Origin of the sequence: Rhodoluna sp. (genome assembly GCF_036721215.1) — a bacterium.
GTDB lineage: Bacteria > Actinomycetota > Actinomycetes > Actinomycetales > Microbacteriaceae > Rhodoluna.
Map to the genome: position 1 here is coordinate 90,471 of NZ_DAIMLM010000001.1, position 16,742 is coordinate 107,212.

Below are 16,742 nucleotides of genomic sequence, written 5' to 3' on the forward strand. Positions count from 1 at the left end.
CCAAATTTGGATTAGCTATCTTGCTCTCCATAAAACAACTTGAGTTGACCTGGCAGGTCTTTTTCCAGCCAGCAAGCTTTCGATACCTTGATCACCGGCAGAGAATATTCTTGCGCCAGGACGGTTCAACATTTCATTTGCTAGCGCCTGCTCTAAATCTCGGACTCTTTTTTTGAGCTCGATGTTTTGATTTTCAAGGTCCAAAATTCGTTTGATGCCTTCTAGGGAAACACCCTCTGTTGAAAGCCTTGCAATCTCACGTAGCTGCGCAACATTGCGCATGGTGTAACGGCGGGATTGACCTGCCGTTCTAGAAGGTGAAACTAGTCCAAGGCGGTCATACTGCCTAAGTGTTTGAGGGTGCATTAGGGCGAGCTCGGCAGCAACGGAAATAACAAAGAGCGGAGTGTTTTCGTCTAGCTCAGTCATTTCCCACCTCCCCTAGTTACAGCAATCCAGCTTTGGAATTAAGTTCTGCTCTTGGATCTTCTTTTGGCATTTGCTCGTCAAATTCCAAAAGAGCTTTCTTGGCTTTTTCAGATAAGTGTGAAGGGACCGCAACTTCAACAGTTGCAAGTAGGTCTCCACGGTTGTTGCCAAGATCAACACCGCGGCCTTTGATGCGAAGCACACGGCCGTTTGGAATTCCAGGATGAATCTTGAGCTTCACAGGTTCTGCTCCCAAAGTTGGAACAGAGATAGTTGCACCCAGGGCTGCTTCAGTGAAAGTAACCGGAACAATCACGCGCAAGTTAATTCCGTCGCGAATAAAGACTGGATGTGGTTTTACACGAACGGTGACAATTAGATCTCCAGATGGTCCACCGTTTGGAGAAGGTCTTCCCTTGCCGCGAAGTTTGATTTTTTGACCATCAATAACACCGGCAGGAATCTTCACGTTTAGAGCTTCCATTCCCTGCAGGCTCAGCTTTATTGTTGCGCCCTTGATGGAATCGATAAAGTCAATCGAAGTTCTGGCCGTTAGGTCGATCCCTGGTGTTGGACCAAAATCGAATCCTCCAAAGCCCCCGCCAAAGCCGCCACCGCGACCACCAAAAATGTTTGAGAAAACATCTTCGAAGCCTCCGCCAGCACCTTGACCACCGGAAGTAAATCTCGCTCCAGAGCCCATGGCCTTGATGGCGTCATACTCTTTGCGCTGATCGGCATCGGACAAAACCGAGAAGGCTTCGCTGATCTCTTTGAACTTGGCTTCAGCCTTAGCGTCTCCTGGATTAGAGTCCGGGTGATACTGCCTAGCTAGCTTTCGGTAAGTTTTTTTGACGTCAGATTCGGAAGCGTCTTTGGGTAGGCCAAGCGTCTGATAGAAATCCTTCTCAAACCAGTCTTGGCTAGCCATGGGTTAATCCTGCTCCGGAACCAGCACAGAGACCATCGCTGGGCGAATAAGTCGGTCATCAATCATGAAACCCGCCTCAACTACCTCGTTGATAGTGGGCTCGGTAACGTCTTTGCTTGGAACTTGGGCTAGGGCGTTGTGAATTTCTGGATCGAATTTTTCGCCCTTCGCGGCAAATTTCTTCAGTCCAAACTTGTCACCCGCACTGCGAATCTTGGTAACTACTGCCATAAACGGTGTCCCCTCAAGATCGCCGTGCGCTTCTGCACGCTCTAAATCATCAAGTGCTGGCAGTAAAGATCGAAGCACTTCAACAATTGCTGAGTTTCTTGCTTGATCTCTGTCGCGCTCAACTCTTGCTTTGTAGTTTACGAATTCAGCTTGCAGACGCTGCAAATCGGCAAGAAGCTCTGCTTCTTTGCTTATTGGTCCAGTTTGCTCAACTAAGTCAGCTAACTCCTGATCGATCGGGTCCACAGTTTCATCGGACCCGATCTGATCGGAAGTTTCGTTCTCGGTTGGCTCGAGGTTTTCCTCGGCCATTACTTCTTCTCGGCGGCTGGCTCGTCGTCGACTACTTCAGCGTCAACCACATCTTCGCTAGACGCTTCTGATTCAGCCGGAGCATCCTCTGAAGTGTTTGCGTAGATTGCCTCGCCTAGTTTCTGGGCCGAGGTGGCTAGCTTCTCGTTAGCACTCTTGATTGCGTCAATGTCGTCGCCTGCAAGTGCAGTCTTTAGAGCATCGATGTCCGCTTGAACTTCGGTCTTAACTTCTTCAGGAAGTTTGTCATCGTTATCCTTGATGATCTTCTCTGTTTGGTAAGCCATCTGCTCGGCAGTGTTCTTAAGGTCTTGCTCTTCACGACGCTTCTTGTCTTCAGCAGCGTGCTCTTCAGCTTCTTTGACCATGCGTTCGATGTCTTCTTTCGCAAGTGAGGATCCACCTGTGATTGTCATCGACTGCTCTTTACCGGTTCCCTTGTCCTTAGCGGACACGTGAACGATACCGTTGGCGTCAATATCAAATGTCACTTCAACCTGAGGAATACCGCGCGGTGCTGGTGCGATACCGGTTAGTTCAAAGTTACCTAGAGACTTGTTGTCCCTGGTGAACTCGCGCTCACCCTGGTAAACCTGAATCGAAACCGAAGGCTGGTTGTCATCGGCGGTAGTGAAGGTTTCGCTTCGCTTGGTTGGAATCGCAGTGTTGCGCTCGATTAGCTTGGTCATGATTCCACCCTTGGTTTCAATTCCAAGAGCTAGTGGAGTCACGTCGATAAGTAGAACGTCTTTACGCTCACCCTTTAGAACACCGGCCTGGAGTGAAGCACCAACAGCAACAACCTCATCTGGGTTTACCGCCTTGTTTGGTTCTTTTCCTCCGGTTAGCTGCTTTACCAATTCGGTAACCGCTGGCATACGAGTTGATCCACCAACCATCACTACGTGTGCGATGTCGGCAACCTTTACACCCGCTTCCTTGATTACGTCATTGAAAGGCTTCTTGGTGCGCTCTAGTAGATCAGCGGTAAGTTGCTCGAACTGTGCACGAGTAATTGTCTCGTCCAAGTTTGCTGGACCGTTTTCAGTAAGAGAAAGATATGGAAGCTGAATGTTTGCGGTGGTGGACTGAGAAAGTTCTTTCTTAGCCTGCTCCGCTGCTTCCTTTAGACGCTGCAAAGCGATCTTGTCTTTAGCAACGTCAACACCAGTGGTGTCTTTGAACTTCTTGACTAGGTGATCAACGATTCTCTGGTCCCAGTCATCTCCACCTAGGCGGTTATCACCTGAGGTTGAGCGAACCTGAATGGTTGAGAAGTCATCGTCTTTTCCTACCTCAAGTAGAGATACGTCGAATGTTCCACCACCAAGGTCAAATACCAAGATCAGTTCATCTTGCTGACCTTTATCTAGTCCGTAAGCCAAAGCAGCTGCGGTTGGCTCGTTGATGATGCGAAGAACGTTTAGTCCCGCAATCTCACCGGCTTCCTTAGTTGCCTGACGCTCGGCGTCGTTGAAGTAAGCCGGAACCGTGATCACGGCGTCGGTTACGGATTCACCCAGGTAGGTCTCGGCGTCTCTTTTGAGCTTGGACAGAATCCTGGCTGAGATCTCCTGAGCGGTGTAATTCTTGTCATCGACCTTGAATTTCCAGTCGGTGCCCATGTGCCTCTTTACGGAGGCAATGGTGCGGTCTACGTTGGTGACGGCCTGGCGCTTGGCGGTCTCGCCCACCAGAACCTCTCCGTCTTTGGTGAAAGCCACTATGGAAGGTGTGGTTCTAAAGCCCTCAGCGTTGACGATAACCGTTGGCTCTCCACCTTCTAGAACTGAAACTGCGCTATTGGTGGTTCCTAGGTCAATACCCACTGCACGTGCCATGCTTGTTTTCTCCTTGTTTTTACTGGTGTTTCGGGGTTGAGGACTCAAACTTGAGCCTCATTGACTCAAGTTTCACAAACTATCTTCAAATTGTCAAGTGTTTTCCGAAGAAACTTGAGTCGGCCCTGCTCAATTTCAACAACAGTGATCTGTTCACGCCGAATTTTCCGCCTTGTTGGCGGAAACTGGGCATGCTTGCGCTACCTTGTTGCCATGACAAACACATCTGGAAAATCAAAGACACGTTTACCTAAGACAAAGCTTGGCCAGAAAGGCACCTTTGCCTGGGCCCTGTGGGACTGGGCAGAGCAGCCCTATCCGACCATCATGCAGACCTTCATCTTCCCGGTCTACCTGGCCTCAGCGGTGGCAGAAGCCGGCACTAATGCCGATGCGCTGCTGGGTATCGCAACGGGTATTGCGGGCTTTGTCCTGGCGGTAATCGCCCCGATTCTTGGTCGTCGTTCCGACATTGGTGGCCGCAGAAAGTTCTGGCTTATGACCAACACTTACGTGTTGGTGGGAATCATGATCGCGAGCTTCTTTGTCGAGCCCAAGGCGGAGTTCCTACTATTTGGTCTAGTTCTTTACGGATTGGGTTCCATTGTTCAAGAGACAGCCTTTATCAACTACTACGCGATGCTTAGATCTGTTTCCTCCCCATCCACCATTGGTCGAATCTCAGGCTACGCGTGGGGACTAGGTTACCTCGGAGGAATCATCCTGCTTGCTGTTGCTCTCTTTGGTTTTGTTCTTCCAGCAACCGTGTTTGGTGTTCCAGCTACCGACGGTTTAGAAGTTAGAACGGTTTTCTTGTTCTGTGCAGTTTGGACTCTAGTTTTCTCTATCCCATTGCTACTGAGGGTTCCAGAAATTGAAGGAAAGAAGAATGCACCTAAGGAAAGTATTTTTGCTTCCTATGGCAAGCTATGGGAACAACTCAAGAGCCTATACAAGCAAGCACCAGACACTTTCAAGTTCTTGATTTCCTCAGCTGTTTACCGTGATGGTCTAGCAGGTGTGTTTACCTTTGGAGCGGTACTTGGATCTCTTGCTTTTGGTTTCACTCAAACCGAAATCATTATCTTCGGTATGGCTGCCAACATCGTTGCCGGTATTGGGGCTGTAATTGGTGGTCGCATTGACGATGTCGTTGGATCACGAAACGTTATTGCAGGTTCTCTAATTGGCTTGATAATCGCCGGGTTTGGAGTCTTTATCTTTGCCGACGCTGGTCAGATTACTTACTGGATTGGTGGTTTGGCGCTGTGCTTGTTTGTAGGCCCAGCCCAGGCATCTTCTAGAACCTTCGTATCTAGGTTCGCTCCTGAGGGTCGCGAGGGTGAAGTGTTTGGTTTGTATCAGACCACCGGTCGCGCAATCAGCTTCCTATCGGGTTTCTTCTGGGCAACCGCAATCACAATTGCAGCAGTTGCCACCGGAGAAGAAAACACAACCATTTACGGCGTGTTGGGTCTGATGGTGATTCTGGTTGTTGGATTGGCGCTACTACTGAGAGTAAATCCAAACCCGAAGGTAAGTTACTCGAGCTAGTTTTCTAGCGGAGCGTTACCGACATCTGTTCTATAGAAGTTTTTGTAACTTCTAGAAGCTGTTGGTCCGCGCTGTCCTTGATATCTTGAAGAGTACTTTTCGCTTCCGTAAGGATGCTCTGAAGGCGATGTCAGCTTGAAAAAGCAAAGCTGACCAATCTTCATTCCTGGCCATAGCTTGATTGGCAGCGTTGCAACATTTGATAGCTCAAGGGTTACGTGACCCTTAAATCCTGGATCAACAAATCCTGCTGTTGAGTGAGTTAGCAGCCCGAGTCTTCCAAGGGAGCTTTTACCTTCTAACCTTGCTGCAACATCATCCGGCAGTGTTACAAACTCATAAGTCGATCCAAGCACAAATTCTCCGGGGTGCAAAATAAACGGTTCGGTAGGGTCGACTTCGATAAGACGAGTTAGTTCGTCCTGCTGCTCGGCAGGATCGATGAATGCGTACTTGTGATTGTCAAACAATCTAAAGAACCGGTCTAATCGAACATCGATTGAGCTTGGCTGGAGTAAACCCATCTCGAGAGGGTCTAGGCCGATAAGCCCAGCTTCGATACTTGCGCGTATATCGCGATCTGACATCAACATTGCTCTAGATTACCGCTTCGATAAGCGTTGCTAGGGTAATAACTACAGAGGAAGGGAATCACCATGTTCGGTCACGAAGTGCGCGCCAGAATCTACTTTGTCTTAGCTGGCATCGGGCTTATTACCGCATGGTGGTTTAACGCCATAGCCTCCCTCGAAGGTCAGGATTACATCAAAGCCTGGTTTGGTTCGGCTGTGGACTGGGTGCTCTCGCTGGATCTACTTATTGTGATTTTGGCACTGGTTGTTTTCATGCTCTACGAGGCAAGGAAGCTTGGCATGAAGCGAGTGTGGCTTTATTTCTTAGCTTCTGGGATAACGGCGATGGCTTTCACTTTTCCGTTGTTTATGGCCTTCAGAGAACTTCGCAAGCAAAAGATCGCAATGGCTTTTGGAAAGCTCGAAACCTTTACAGTTGACAACCACCGCGTTGACGTTTGGGTTCCAGAAAAGGTCGTCTCCTATACGCCAATTCTGATGATGCACGATGGCAAGAATGTCTTTGATCCTAGAACTGCATCAACTAATACGCCGTGGAGAATCCTTGATGCGCTTAGAGACAAGAGAATCAAGGCTGATCCACAACCGCTTATTGTTGCCGTTCACGGCCTAGGTCCTGGCACCAGAATGCTGGAACTTGCCCCAAAGGAAATAGTCGAAGCTCATCCAGACATCTTTGACAACTTGCCTCTTGAATACAAACCAATTCATAAAACCTCCATGAACGGTGAATACAACGTTTTGCTTGCCAAGAAGATCTTGCCGATGGTGTTGGAAAAATACGGCATCGAGCATCAGATGGAACGAACCGCAATCGCTGGCGGTTCAATGGGAGGACTTGCATCCCTTTATTTGATGAGCAAATACCCGCATCTATTTGGAGCAGCGCTTTGCTTCTCAACGCACTGGATTATCGGTCACGAATACATGTCGCAAGAACTTCCCAAGTATCTTCCAAATCCTGGCAAGCACAAGATCTATACCGACAGCGGAACCGAAGGTTTGGATTTGTTCTACCCTCCCTTTCACAACAAAGCCATCAAAGGTTTTGAAGCTAGGGGATATGTTCGAGATAAAGACTTGATGTATGGAATATTCCCTGGCACCGCCCACGAAGAAAGCGACTGGGCAGCCAGGCTTCATCAGCCAATCAACTGGTGGCTGCTGGGCTAGAACAGCTTTTCAACCGGTGCGGTTTTGACACCGCTCATAAACCTGATCACGTCTTTATCAACCATTACATCTTGCTGCCTAATCGCACGAGTCAAATACAACCCTTCCAAGGAGCGAATTCGAGAAAGGGCAACATAAGTTTGCCCAGGACTAAAAGCTCCGCGGCCAAGATCAATAACTGCTTCGTCGTAGGTCTGACCTTGAGATTTGTGAATTGTTACCGACCATGCAAGACGCAGTGGAATCTGTTGATACTCAGCCAGAGGAATAGTTACTAGCACTTCTTTTACGCGGCCAGTTTCTTCATCAAACTCTTCGTCGATTTCGTAACGGACTTTTTCCCAAGTGGCTTTTCCAACATCTAGTCGTTCGCCATCAACTTCAACAACCACTCCACCACTTGATGGCATGTCAACTACTTTTCCAATAGTTCCATTGACCCAGCGTCGAACTAATCCATCGGCCGTTCTTTTGCCGTCATCGTTTTTTATGAACATGACTTGGGCACCAACTTTTAGTTCAAGTAAAGGTTCTGCAGGAAGTGTTCTTCCAAATGCACTTTCATCACTTGCACTAAAGATCGCTTCGAAAGTCTTCGGCTTGGTGGTGAGCTTATTCATTCGCTCTTTGTTTGTTTTGTCAACGCTTGCGTTGATGGTCGCTAGACGAATGATTTCCTCGTGTGAAGGGAATCTGTTTCCAGCAGCGTTCAATGTATCGAGCATGTGCTGCTCGACTTCGCCAACTCGAATCGCATTCAATATAGTTTTGAAATCTTCATCAGACTGACGGAAGATTTCGCCTAGCTCGAATCTTTCTAGTGAATCTTCGCGCCAGACTTTTGCATCAAAAAACCAAATGGATTGGTAGTTCTCGCTCATGTAGTTTCGCTCTTCGTTGTTTCCAGGAACTGGGGAGAGTTGATAAGGATCTCCGAACATAACAACCTGAGCTCCACCGAAGGGCAGTTTTCTTCTGCCCCTTGCTATTCCCATAGCTCTAGAGATTGCGTCCATCAAATCAGCATTGACCATCGAGACTTCGTCGATTATCAAAACATCCAATGCGGCAAGAACCTCTCTAGTTCGCTTGTTCATGTGCCGTGCGAGATCTTGATCGGCCAGAATTCCAAAAGGAAAACCAAATAGCGAGTGAATGGTTACTCCGCCAACGTTTAGCGCTGCAACTCCAGTTGGAGCACAAACCGCCACATTCTTTTTGGTATTTTCGACCAAGTAGCTAAGTAGCGTTGATTTTCCAGTTCCAGCTCGGCCGGTAATGAAGATGTTGTTTTCAGACTGCTCGATGTAATCGAAAAGATTCTGCTGCTCAACAGAGAGTGTCACAGATTGCATCTAGGGCCTTTGGTTGATGCGATCTAGCATCTGGTTGTAACTATCGAGGTCTTTATTTCCGCTCCGATCAGAAGCGCGGTCTAATCTGACCGAATCCCTGCGGTCAGACTTGAACCATTGCCAAGACACAATTATCGCGAGCGCGATAGTTGGAAGCTCGCCAATTGCCCATGCGATTGCTCCACCGTTTTGCTGATCTTCCAAAGGTGGAAGACCCCAGGTACGGCCCATAGCTCCAAACCAATCGGGAAGCAGCAATCCAGACCCTGTCATCAAAGCAAGTCCAAAGAAGGCGTGGAAGGCCATTACGAGAATGAGAGTAATGATCCGGAACGGATAGCCGACTCTGGCAGGCCCTGGATCAATTCCAATTAGTGACTGAACAAACAGGTATCCGGTAATCAGAAAATGAACAATCATCCACTGGTGCCCGATATGTTCGCGAGTGGCCCAATCAAAAATGGGCGTGAAGTAGAAAATAACCAAGGAGGCAGCAAAGTTCACTGCCGCGAAAGCGGGGTGTGCGACAAACATCGCAGGCTTGGTGTGAACGGCCCAGAGCACCCATTCTCTAACCCCCCTGGACTCATCAGGCCGTTTATGAACCGCCCGCATCAATAGCGTCACAGGTGCTCCTGGAACCAACAGCACCGGTATTGCCATCGTCAGGCTCATGTGGGCGATCATGTGGACACTGAATAGATACTCCTGATAAGCGTTCAAGGCACCGCTAGTTGTGTAGATAAGTAGCAGCATGCCTGCCAGCCAAGAAACCGTTCTAGCTATTGGCCAGCTATCCCCGCGGAGCTTTAGAACCCTTACGCCAAGTAGATATGCACCCATGGCAGCCAAGGCAATTATTAGCCAGAGAATATCGACCTTGGTAACAGTCAAAAAAGCCTCGAGGGTCAGTTCAGGAGGAAGCATCTCACCCGTAAGAAACTGAGCTGGGGTGGGAACCACAAATTCCCCTTGTTCAACAGGGGGTGCGGTTCGAGCAAGAGCGGTGCCTGTGCCAACGGCCAAGCCCATAACTGATATCTCAAGAAGAGCTAGCTTAAAAAACGAACCCTTCTGGTCTATCTTTGCAAGTATCCCCCTGCGATAAATAGCACCAAATACTCCAAGGGCAATCAATAGCACTGCCTTTAGAATCAAGAGAGCCCCGTAAGGACTTGCCAGGCTTTCAAAACTAGGCAGTCGGACATAACTAGATCCAATGCCTGATATGGCGACCAGTGCAAAGCTTGCTAGCGCCAGCGAGGAATAGCGCAAAGCCAACGGCTTGGAATTTCCCTGAAGTTCGGGGCGAATGGCAAACAAGGCAATCAGGCCCCCAACCCAGATAACAATTCCAACTAGGTGCATACCGAGCGAGTTCACCGCAAGCGAGTGATTCTCTGTTCCCGAAGCGTGGCCAATCAGGGCTAGGGGAATCAAGCTAGCAAGCCCTAGGGCTGCCGTTAGGGCAGTACTGGTAAGTGAGCTAACCATCAACGCCAGTGTTGCTATCGCGAGCGCTGCCAGGAGATTTAGCCCAAAGGAAATACCTAGTTCTATCTCAGTTGCGTAAACAAACAAGCCCTGGCTAAAGCTAGGGTCAACGGAAAAACTTGCTCCAGATACTGAGATAAAGCTCAGTAGAAAGTGTGCGGAGCCAATAAGAACCCATGCCGCAGCGGAAATAGCCGACAGGTTTAGTAGCTTGCGCAAAACAGCGGATTTATCGTTAGCCGCAAAGGCCGCCAAAACCAATGTCCCGATGGCCATAGCCATCGCTAGATTCATGAGGCCTTTAGCTATCGGGGTTCCGAAGCGAATTAGTGGACCTGGGTCAGAAAACTGCAGGGGATCAGCGCCGCCGCCAATAACAAGACCGAACATGATTGCAACCAACAGGCCGGAGATGCCAACCAAGCTTGCAGCTAGAAAGCGGTTTTGAAGTAAGGTCACCTTTTAAGCTTAGGTAAAAACCTGCCGGTTTTCTCCGCGTAGCTTGCGTAGTCCACGTATCTTGCACGAAGTAGTTGCTCTTCAAAACTTGCCTTGTAATTGAGCAGAGCAACAAGGGCTATGAAAAACAACATGTGCGGAAACAAGCCACCACTTAGGGCCATAGCCAAACCAATGGCTAGCACGCCCGTGTAAATTGGGTGCCTAGCAATTCGATACAAACCATCAGTAACTAACTCGCCTTGTTTTGCTGGAATTGGATGGGCGGTAAGCGATTTTCCAAGAGCCAAGAAAGAAAGCCCAAGAATCACAACCCCCATAGCAAGTAGCACTGCTATTGCAATAGTTACTGTGAGCGTAAAGGGCCCGTAGTTGATTGAGTTTGATGGGTAGAAAATCAGCAACCCAAGCAGTAAGAATTGGCCAATAACCAAGAGGTTGCCTTTTAGAGAGTTGTTCATTGCGTAGCCTTTTGATTGAAAGTAATGAAAAAGGCACCGACCGAAGCCGATGCCTTTTTCTTCAAGAATGTAAGTTACTTGACTGAAGCCTTTAGCTTGGAACCTGCAGATACCTTTACGGTGTTTGAGGCTGCAATCTGGATTGTTGCACCAGTCTGTGGGTTACGGCCCGCACGTGCTGCACGGAAGCCCTTCTCTACTGATAGCCAACCTGGAATGGTCACTTTGGTGCCCTTCCTGATTTCCTTGGCAATAGTGTCAAACATTGCGTCAACAATGCGGTTTACGGCAGCCTGTGACTCGCCAGTGCTATCTGCGATTGCAGCTACTAGTTCGCTCTTGTTCATGTGGTCCTCCTGGACGATCTCTACGTGACTTGATGTCCGAATCAATCTAACGGCGGCCTACTGGCCTGGACCCTTTATTTCGAGACGGCGTGTTGCTATGGCTAAAAACTACCAGCTGGACTTGGTAATGCCTGGCAACTCGCCTCGGTGCGCCATATCGCGGAATCTGATGCGGGAAACGCCAAATTTGGCCAAAACTCCCCTGGATCTTCCGTCGATTGAGTCGCGGTTACGAAGTCTTACCGGGGAAGCGTTCCTTGGAAGCTTCTGCAGTCCTAGGCGAGCTTCCTCGCGCTGGGCATCGGTGGAATTAGGGTCTACTAGGGCCTTTTTCAGGGCTAGACGCTGCTCTGCGTAGCGCTCAACCACGATCTTGCGCTGCTCGTTACGGGCAATCTTGCTTTTCTTGGCCATTTTTAGCGCTCCTCGCGAAATTCAACGTGCTTGCGCACAACAGGGTCATACTTTTTCAAAGTAATGCGGTCTGGGTCATTACGACGGTTCTTCTTGGTGACATAGGTGTATCCGGTGCCAGCAGTGGAACGCATCTTAATGATTGGACGGATGTCCTTTTCTTTGGCCATTTAGCTGTCCTTAGATCTTCTCGCCGCGGGCAAGGATTTCGCTAACCACAGACTCGATGCCACGGGCATCGATGACCTTGATTCCGCGAGCGGATAGTTGCAAAGTTACGTTTCTCTTTAGAGAAGGAACGAAGTAAGTCTTCTTCTGGATGTTTGGGTTAAAGCGGCGCTTGGTCTTGTTCTGAGCGTGCGAAACGGCATGGCCAAACTGTGGTTTGGTCTCAGTTACCTGGCAGTAAGCTGCCATTTGTTCCTCCTACTGGGCAAAACAAGCCAAAACAAAGAAAAATTTGCTTGAAAGCTTTTATTTGATTTGTGAATAAACCCTCACAACTCATGCCAGTCTAGGCCAATTTCTGACGTGTTTGCAACTTTTTTCTGAGGCCTAGAGCCCTGACCTGGGCCCTGCGGCAGTGATTTGGGTGAGCAGATTTTGCCAAGAATGAAGGGTCTTCTCGGGACCAGCTGATTTGGCCCATTTAATGGCCTCGGCCGAGATTTTCGAGGCAAGCTTTGGGTCCCCAAGGACCTTGATTATTTCACTGGCCAGAGCATCAATGTCGCCACTTGGCACCAAGAGCCCAGATTGCCCATCGGAAATCATTTCTGGCGGTCCATACGAGATATCGTAAGAAATCGATGGGCAGCCAAGAGCCATGGCCTCTGCAATCGCCAGGGCTTGGCCCTCGTAGCTGCTTGTCAGGATATGACAGATAGCGGTGCGAGCTTGCTCGCGCGCGTTTTCCAGGTAGCCGTGCAAAGTGACTTTATCTTCAAGCCCTAGTAAGGCAATCAGCTTCTGGAGTTGATCTTTTTCTGGACCGTCGCCATAGATATCTAACTTGGCTTCGGGAAGTGATTGAACAACTTTCTGCCAAGCCCTAATCGCATGATCAACTCTTTTCACAGAAACAAGTCGCGTGATCATGATTGCTCGAAGCGGCTTCGTAGGATCTCCGCTAGCAATTGCATTCAAAATGCTTTCCGAATCCGCCGGAATAGTTGGCGGGTTTGGAATCACGAAACTTAGCATCTCTGTTTTACCTAAGCGCTTTTCAACATCCAAGTTCTGTTGCTCGCTCAACCAGACAACTGCGTCGTATTTGTGCGCGCCACTAAGCCATTCGCTCCAGATTTTATCCATCGGGCTATCCCAGTTATGCGGAGCTAGAGTGTGTGAGCTGTGAACGGTGTGAACTAGGTATACACCCTGATAACCAAGAAAAAGCTCACCCACCTGTCTAGCTTCTGCAATTGCAACAACCGGAGCGGCGGGTATTAATTCGCGAGTTTGCGAAACTACAACATCCCACCAAGCCCGATACAAAGCTCCAAAACCCGCAAGGCCGCCAACGCGGGTTGGGTTCTGTTTGTTATCAGCGGCGTCGAAGATTTCGATAACTATCGGAGCTCTCCACCAATCAGCTTGCTCAACAAACGGCAATCTGAAAAGTAAAAAACCATTGCTGTCAAAAAAGTCTGTGTAAGCAATTGCCCCATCTGACAGTCGCGATACCTGTCGCCATGCAACGCCTTGGTCATCTAGCTCAACTTCGTCAGCAACTACTTCTTTGTTGGACAAATTGGCTTCGAGGGACGGGTTAGCTGCCTTACGAAGAATTTCTGGTGATCTGCGAACCTCTTCGAGAAAGTTTCGAATTTTAGTTTTGTCAGTAGCTAGGCCGATGGAGCGAAACTTATCCAAGAACGGCTGGTAGTTAGGATGAAGATCAACCGTGACAAGAGTCACCGGCAATCCAGAACTTGCAAGGAGCATTGCTCGTTGAAGAGTGGAGACGGTATGACCGCCATCCAATCCAGGGCGAAGCCGACTGGTCAATACAAGAACAGAGGCATCCGCAGTTTCCGACATGCTCGAATCCTAACAAACCTCAATAAGTTGCCGTATGGAAAGAAACTACACACTCACGTTGATTGGAACTACTTTGCTAGTTTCTTTCTGCAACTAGAGCAGTCGCCAAAGATATCAATCACGTGACTCGAATTAGAAAAACCGTGATCTCTTGCAACCTGGTCTGCCCAGGATTCAAGTTTGTTCGCTTCAATCTCGACAGTCTTGCCGCAGTTGCGGCAAATCAAGTGATGGTGGTGTCCACCACCACAGGCTCGATAGAGCATCTCTCCATCGGTGGATTGCAAAGAATCTGCTTCACCAACAGAAACTAAATCACTTAGCGCGCGGTAAACAGTTGCCAGACCGATTGCTGGACCTTTGTCTTTGAGCGATGAATGTAATTGTTGAGCAGAACAAAAACCAGCGGACTCAGAAAGAGCTTCCTTGACGGCGGATTTTTGCCAAGTGTTGCGCTTTATCCCTTGTGACATTTACTTCACCACTTTCCAAGACTTAGATTTTTCAATAGCTCTCGCAACCAAATAGATTGCAAAAGACAAAGTTGTAACGTACGGGCTAATTGGTAACCCGCCTCCAAGGGCCAGCAATATTCCCCCCACTACAGATACCACCGCAAAGCTAACACTTAGAACTGGAACCAATACTGGAGAGGAAGTTAGTCTAAGCGCTGCTGCTGCGGGTGTAACAAGCAAGGTCATCACTAGCAGTGCTCCAACTACCTGAACTGATGCCGCTACCGCCAAGGCCAGTAACAGCATAAAGACAATTCCAAGAGTCTTGGTAGGCACCGCTCTGGCTTCAGCAACTTCCAGATCCAAGCTGGCAAAAGATAGTGGCCGCCAGATAACTAGCAAGGCGCTCACCACAACAACTGATGTGGCGATCAGCCAGAAAACATGAGGGTCGTCAACTGCAATAATCTGCCCGGTAAGCAACCCAAACTTGTTGGCGGCTCTTCCCTCATATAGAGCAAGTGCCAAGATTCCAATTCCGAGACCAAAAGGCATCAGCACGGCAATGATTGAGTTTCTATCCTTAGCCCGAGATCCCATGATGGCAATGATTACCGCGGCAACTATCGAGCCAAGAGTTGCACCGAGTGCAATGTTTAGTCCAAACAGTAAAGCCAGCGCAGCGCCTGCAAAAGACAGTTCGCTGATGCCATGGACCGCAAAGGACATGTCTCTTGTCATTACGAAAACACCAATTAGCCCACCCATGAGTCCAAGCAGTGCACCGGCAATGAGAGAGTTTTGAACCAGCGGAATTAGCTGGTCGTAATCAGAGAAGTCAAACAATCTGTCCATTAGATCCACTTCTCATTCTCGTGATGATCGTGGTTTGAAGAACCTAAAACTGCAATCCGTCCCTGATTTCTAACAACATCCACATCGCGGCCGTAGAGCTTAGACAAAACATCGGATCTCAAAACTTCATCTGGAGTTCCAATTCGGAACTTTCCGTTAGCCAAATACAGCACCCTGTCGATGTAATCAAGAACCGGGTTCACATCATGCGTAACAAACAACACTGCAGCGCCACTTAGTTGGCGCTGGTTGTTTATGAGCTCGGCAACAACTGACTGTTGCTTGAGATCAAGTGCACTGAGTGGCTCATCCGCCAAGATCAACTTCGGCTTATCGATAACTGCTTGAGCAACTCGAATGCGCTGTAGTTGCCCACCGGAAAGTTGACCTATTGGAGTGTTAGCAATATCGGTTGCTCCGACCATTTCTAAAACTTCTGCAATTCGTTTGTTGGTTTTTGGGGAAGGCAGTGGCAAACCAAAGCGGTGACCATCTAGTCCCATTCGAAGTAGATCTCTGGCGCGAAGTGGTAAGCCGTTATCAGTTTGGCGATGTTGGGGGATGTAGCCAACGTTTCTGGAGCCGTGACGAACCGGTTCGCCAAATAGTTCAATTGATCCAGCAGATAAAGCAAGCTGCCCCAAAATTGCTTTTAGTAGCACTGTCTTTCCTGAAGCATTCGCTCCTATAGCCGCAATGAACTCACCCGGTTTTACACTCAGGTCTAGATTGCTCCAAACATTCTTGGCTGCAAAACTAAGGCTTGCGTTTTTGACCTGTAGTACGGCCTCGTTGGAGGAAGTAATTACTTTAGACCTGCCTCAATTGCGGAGATATTTTGTTCCATCCATGCGAGATAGCCTAAGCCTTCAGGCAAAAGCTCGCTCACCTGTATTACAGCTACCCCGCTCGCTTCCGCGAGTTCAACCAGTGCATCAATCTGAACTGATCCGGTTTGGATGTTCACAACGAACAGGTCGACCGAGTTTGTTGAAATCAGATTCTGAATTTCTAGTAGATCCGCAGGAGAGACATCCAGCTCTTCCTCGATTGCTTGAGAGAAGGACTCAGGCGTAATGTTTGCAAGACCTAGCTCAGCAAGTAGGTAGTCGGCCACTGGCTCTGATGAAATTACCTTCGCGCCGGAAACAGAACCAGCAACAGCAGCTGCACGTTCTTCTAAGGATTCAATTCCAACTAGAAACTCTTCAAGGTTTGCTGTGTATTGCGCAGCATTGTCTGGATCCAAAGTCTTTAGCTGCTCTGCTAGTCGAGCTGCAAAATCCTCCACCACGTGGAAGTCGTACCAAACGTGTTCGTTACCGTGAGCATGATCGTGGTCGTGGTCGTGGTCGCCTTCTTCCGCAGCGTGGTCCTCTTCTGCAGCGTGGTCCTCTTCTTTGCCCTCTTCGGGTAGGTAGGCATAAACAATGTTGCTGTTGCCAGCGGCCTCAGCCAGGGTGTCAATGAAAGAGTCATAGCCGCCGCCGTTGGCAACAACTACATCGGCATCGTTGACAGCAAGTTGGTCTCTGGCGGATGCCTCGTAGGAGTGTGGGTCCTGGGAGAAGCTATCGATGATTGAGACCACCTGAACTAGGTCCCCACCTACAGATGAGGCGACATCGCCCCAGACGTTGGTGGAAGAAACAATGGTGAGCCCTGCAAAGGGCTCATCGGTGGCATCTGTGGTCGAATCAGTGGCTGCACAGCCTGCTAGAAGTAGGACTGTGGCGGTTGCTAAGGCAAGGCTTTTAGTTTTCATAACCCGAGCATAACACTTATTGATAATGAT

19 protein-coding genes are annotated in these 16,742 nt (G+C 48.9%); 2 read left to right on the plus strand and 17 right to left on the minus strand.

Going from position 1 to position 16,742, the window contains the following annotated elements; all coding sequences use genetic code 11:
• Positions 1 to 15 precede the first annotated feature (15 nt).
• The 4 genes from AC9UCN_RS00475 to dnaK are packed head-to-tail and all read right to left on the minus strand — an operon-like array spanning position 16 to position 3,744.
• Positions 16 to 429: a heat shock protein transcriptional repressor HspR gene (locus tag AC9UCN_RS00475; protein ID WP_509522832.1), complete on the minus strand. Its 414-nt coding sequence runs from the start codon at positions 427 to 429 to the stop codon at positions 16 to 18.
• 16 nt (positions 430 to 445) lie between these two features.
• On the minus strand, positions 446 to 1,360 hold the full coding sequence (locus AC9UCN_RS00480; protein WP_509522833.1) for a DnaJ C-terminal domain-containing protein: 915 nt from the start codon (positions 1,358 to 1,360) through the stop codon (positions 446 to 448).
• A 3-nt stretch (positions 1,361 to 1,363) separates the two neighbouring features.
• Positions 1,364 to 1,903, minus strand: coding sequence for a nucleotide exchange factor GrpE (locus AC9UCN_RS00485; RefSeq protein WP_509522834.1), 540 nt, complete (start codon positions 1,901 to 1,903; stop codon positions 1,364 to 1,366).
• The gene (gene dnaK, locus AC9UCN_RS00490) at positions 1,903 to 3,744 is read right to left on the minus strand and encodes a molecular chaperone DnaK (protein WP_509522835.1); all 1,842 of its coding nucleotides are present in this window, start codon (positions 3,742 to 3,744) and stop codon (positions 1,903 to 1,905) included. The genes AC9UCN_RS00485 and dnaK overlap by 1 nt, the downstream gene beginning before the upstream one ends.
• Before the next feature lie 195 nt (positions 3,745 to 3,939).
• Between dnaK and AC9UCN_RS00495 the strand changes: the two genes are divergently transcribed.
• On the plus strand, positions 3,940 to 5,298 hold the full coding sequence (locus tag AC9UCN_RS00495; RefSeq protein WP_509522836.1) for an MFS transporter: 1,359 nt from the start codon (positions 3,940 to 3,942) through the stop codon (positions 5,296 to 5,298).
• On the opposite strand, the gene dcd is transcribed toward AC9UCN_RS00495, so the two are convergent.
• On the minus strand, positions 5,295 to 5,891 hold the full coding sequence (dcd, locus tag AC9UCN_RS00500; RefSeq protein WP_509522837.1) for a dCTP deaminase: 597 nt from the start codon (positions 5,889 to 5,891) through the stop codon (positions 5,295 to 5,297). The two genes, AC9UCN_RS00495 and dcd, sit on opposite strands and share 4 nt — an antisense overlap.
• A gap of 63 nt (positions 5,892 to 5,954) precedes the next feature.
• On the opposite strand from dcd, the gene AC9UCN_RS00505 reads away from it, so the two are divergent.
• Entirely contained in the window at positions 5,955 to 7,064 is a 1,110-nt protein-coding gene (locus tag AC9UCN_RS00505) for a DUF2834 domain-containing protein (protein WP_509522838.1), read from the plus strand.
• Here the strand turns inward: AC9UCN_RS00505 and AC9UCN_RS00510 are convergent.
• From AC9UCN_RS00510 to AC9UCN_RS00565, 12 genes are all read right to left on the minus strand, one after another.
• Positions 7,061 to 8,419 (minus strand): ATP-dependent DNA helicase, encoded by a 1,359-nt coding sequence (locus AC9UCN_RS00510; protein ID WP_509522839.1) that lies wholly within the window; start codon positions 8,417 to 8,419, stop codon positions 7,061 to 7,063. The genes AC9UCN_RS00505 and AC9UCN_RS00510 overlap by 4 nt on opposite strands.
• Positions 8,420 to 10,372 (minus strand): bifunctional copper resistance protein CopD/cytochrome c oxidase assembly protein, encoded by a 1,953-nt coding sequence (locus AC9UCN_RS00515; protein WP_509522840.1) that lies wholly within the window; start codon positions 10,370 to 10,372, stop codon positions 8,420 to 8,422.
• Positions 10,369 to 10,833 carry a methyltransferase family protein gene (locus tag AC9UCN_RS00520; RefSeq protein ID WP_509522841.1) on the minus strand — a complete coding sequence of 155 codons (465 nt, stop codon included), beginning with the start codon at positions 10,831 to 10,833 and terminating at the stop codon, positions 10,369 to 10,371. Before AC9UCN_RS00520 ends, AC9UCN_RS00515 begins: the two co-directional genes overlap by 4 nt.
• Before the next feature lie 74 nt (positions 10,834 to 10,907).
• Positions 10,908 to 11,180 (minus strand): HU family DNA-binding protein, encoded by a 273-nt coding sequence (locus AC9UCN_RS00525; RefSeq protein ID WP_509522842.1) that lies wholly within the window; start codon positions 11,178 to 11,180, stop codon positions 10,908 to 10,910.
• A gap of 108 nt (positions 11,181 to 11,288) precedes the next feature.
• On the minus strand, positions 11,289 to 11,594 hold the full coding sequence (rpsN, locus tag AC9UCN_RS00530) for a 30S ribosomal protein S14 (RefSeq protein WP_509522843.1): 306 nt from the start codon (positions 11,592 to 11,594) through the stop codon (positions 11,289 to 11,291).
• A gap of 2 nt (positions 11,595 to 11,596) precedes the next feature.
• On the minus strand, positions 11,597 to 11,764 hold the full coding sequence (gene rpmG / locus AC9UCN_RS00535) for a 50S ribosomal protein L33 (protein WP_509522844.1): 168 nt from the start codon (positions 11,762 to 11,764) through the stop codon (positions 11,597 to 11,599).
• 10 nt (positions 11,765 to 11,774) lie between these two features.
• Entirely contained in the window at positions 11,775 to 12,011 is a 237-nt protein-coding gene (gene rpmB, locus AC9UCN_RS00540; RefSeq protein WP_509522845.1) for a 50S ribosomal protein L28, read from the minus strand.
• 138 nt (positions 12,012 to 12,149) lie between these two features.
• Positions 12,150 to 13,637, minus strand: coding sequence for a glycosyltransferase (locus AC9UCN_RS00545; protein ID WP_509522846.1), 1,488 nt, complete (start codon positions 13,635 to 13,637; stop codon positions 12,150 to 12,152).
• A 68-nt stretch (positions 13,638 to 13,705) separates the two neighbouring features.
• Positions 13,706 to 14,110, minus strand: coding sequence for a Fur family transcriptional regulator (locus AC9UCN_RS00550; RefSeq protein WP_509522847.1), 405 nt, complete (start codon positions 14,108 to 14,110; stop codon positions 13,706 to 13,708).
• Positions 14,111 to 14,947, minus strand: coding sequence for a metal ABC transporter permease (locus AC9UCN_RS00555; RefSeq protein WP_509522848.1), 837 nt, complete (start codon positions 14,945 to 14,947; stop codon positions 14,111 to 14,113).
• Positions 14,947 to 15,753 (minus strand): metal ABC transporter ATP-binding protein, encoded by an 807-nt coding sequence (locus AC9UCN_RS00560; RefSeq protein ID WP_509523635.1) that lies wholly within the window; start codon positions 15,751 to 15,753, stop codon positions 14,947 to 14,949. The genes AC9UCN_RS00555 and AC9UCN_RS00560 overlap by 1 nt, the downstream gene beginning before the upstream one ends.
• Positions 15,753 to 16,712: a metal ABC transporter solute-binding protein, Zn/Mn family gene (locus AC9UCN_RS00565; protein ID WP_509522849.1), complete on the minus strand. Its 960-nt coding sequence runs from the start codon at positions 16,710 to 16,712 to the stop codon at positions 15,753 to 15,755. The genes AC9UCN_RS00560 and AC9UCN_RS00565 overlap by 1 nt, the downstream gene beginning before the upstream one ends.
• Between the last annotated feature and the right edge of the window lie 30 nt (positions 16,713 to 16,742).

What these genes read in the sequence shown, in the direction of transcription:
- AC9UCN_RS00475 (WP_509522832.1), bottom strand. Translation starts at nt 429, where the DNA reads ATGACTGAGCTAGACGAAAACACTCCGCTCTTTGTTATTTCCGTTGCT.
- AC9UCN_RS00480 (WP_509522833.1), bottom strand. Translation starts at nt 1,360, where the DNA reads ATGGCTAGCCAAGACTGGTTTGAGAAGGATTTCTATCAGACGCTTGGC.
- AC9UCN_RS00485 (WP_509522834.1), bottom strand. Translation starts at nt 1,903, where the DNA reads ATGGCCGAGGAAAACCTCGAGCCAACCGAGAACGAAACTTCCGATCAG.
- dnaK (WP_509522835.1), bottom strand. Translation starts at nt 3,744, where the DNA reads ATGGCACGTGCAGTGGGTATTGACCTAGGAACCACCAATAGCGCAGTT.
- dcd (WP_509522837.1), bottom strand. Translation starts at nt 5,891, where the DNA reads ATGTTGATGTCAGATCGCGATATACGCGCAAGTATCGAAGCTGGGCTT.
- AC9UCN_RS00505 (WP_509522838.1), top strand. Translation starts at nt 5,955, where the DNA reads ATGTTCGGTCACGAAGTGCGCGCCAGAATCTACTTTGTCTTAGCTGGC.
- AC9UCN_RS00510 (WP_509522839.1), bottom strand. Translation starts at nt 8,419, where the DNA reads ATGCAATCTGTGACACTCTCTGTTGAGCAGCAGAATCTTTTCGATTAC.
- AC9UCN_RS00520 (WP_509522841.1), bottom strand. Translation starts at nt 10,833, where the DNA reads ATGAACAACTCTCTAAAAGGCAACCTCTTGGTTATTGGCCAATTCTTA.
- AC9UCN_RS00525 (WP_509522842.1), bottom strand. Translation starts at nt 11,180, where the DNA reads ATGAACAAGAGCGAACTAGTAGCTGCAATCGCAGATAGCACTGGCGAG.
- rpsN (WP_509522843.1), bottom strand. Translation starts at nt 11,594, where the DNA reads ATGGCCAAGAAAAGCAAGATTGCCCGTAACGAGCAGCGCAAGATCGTG.
- rpmG (WP_509522844.1), bottom strand. Translation starts at nt 11,764, where the DNA reads ATGGCCAAAGAAAAGGACATCCGTCCAATCATTAAGATGCGTTCCACT.
- rpmB (WP_509522845.1), bottom strand. Translation starts at nt 12,011, where the DNA reads ATGGCAGCTTACTGCCAGGTAACTGAGACCAAACCACAGTTTGGCCAT.
- AC9UCN_RS00545 (WP_509522846.1), bottom strand. Translation starts at nt 13,637, where the DNA reads ATGTCGGAAACTGCGGATGCCTCTGTTCTTGTATTGACCAGTCGGCTT.
- AC9UCN_RS00550 (WP_509522847.1), bottom strand. Translation starts at nt 14,110, where the DNA reads ATGTCACAAGGGATAAAGCGCAACACTTGGCAAAAATCCGCCGTCAAG.
- AC9UCN_RS00555 (WP_509522848.1), bottom strand. Translation starts at nt 14,947, where the DNA reads ATGGACAGATTGTTTGACTTCTCTGATTACGACCAGCTAATTCCGCTG.
- AC9UCN_RS00565 (WP_509522849.1), bottom strand. Translation starts at nt 16,712, where the DNA reads ATGAAAACTAAAAGCCTTGCCTTAGCAACCGCCACAGTCCTACTTCTA.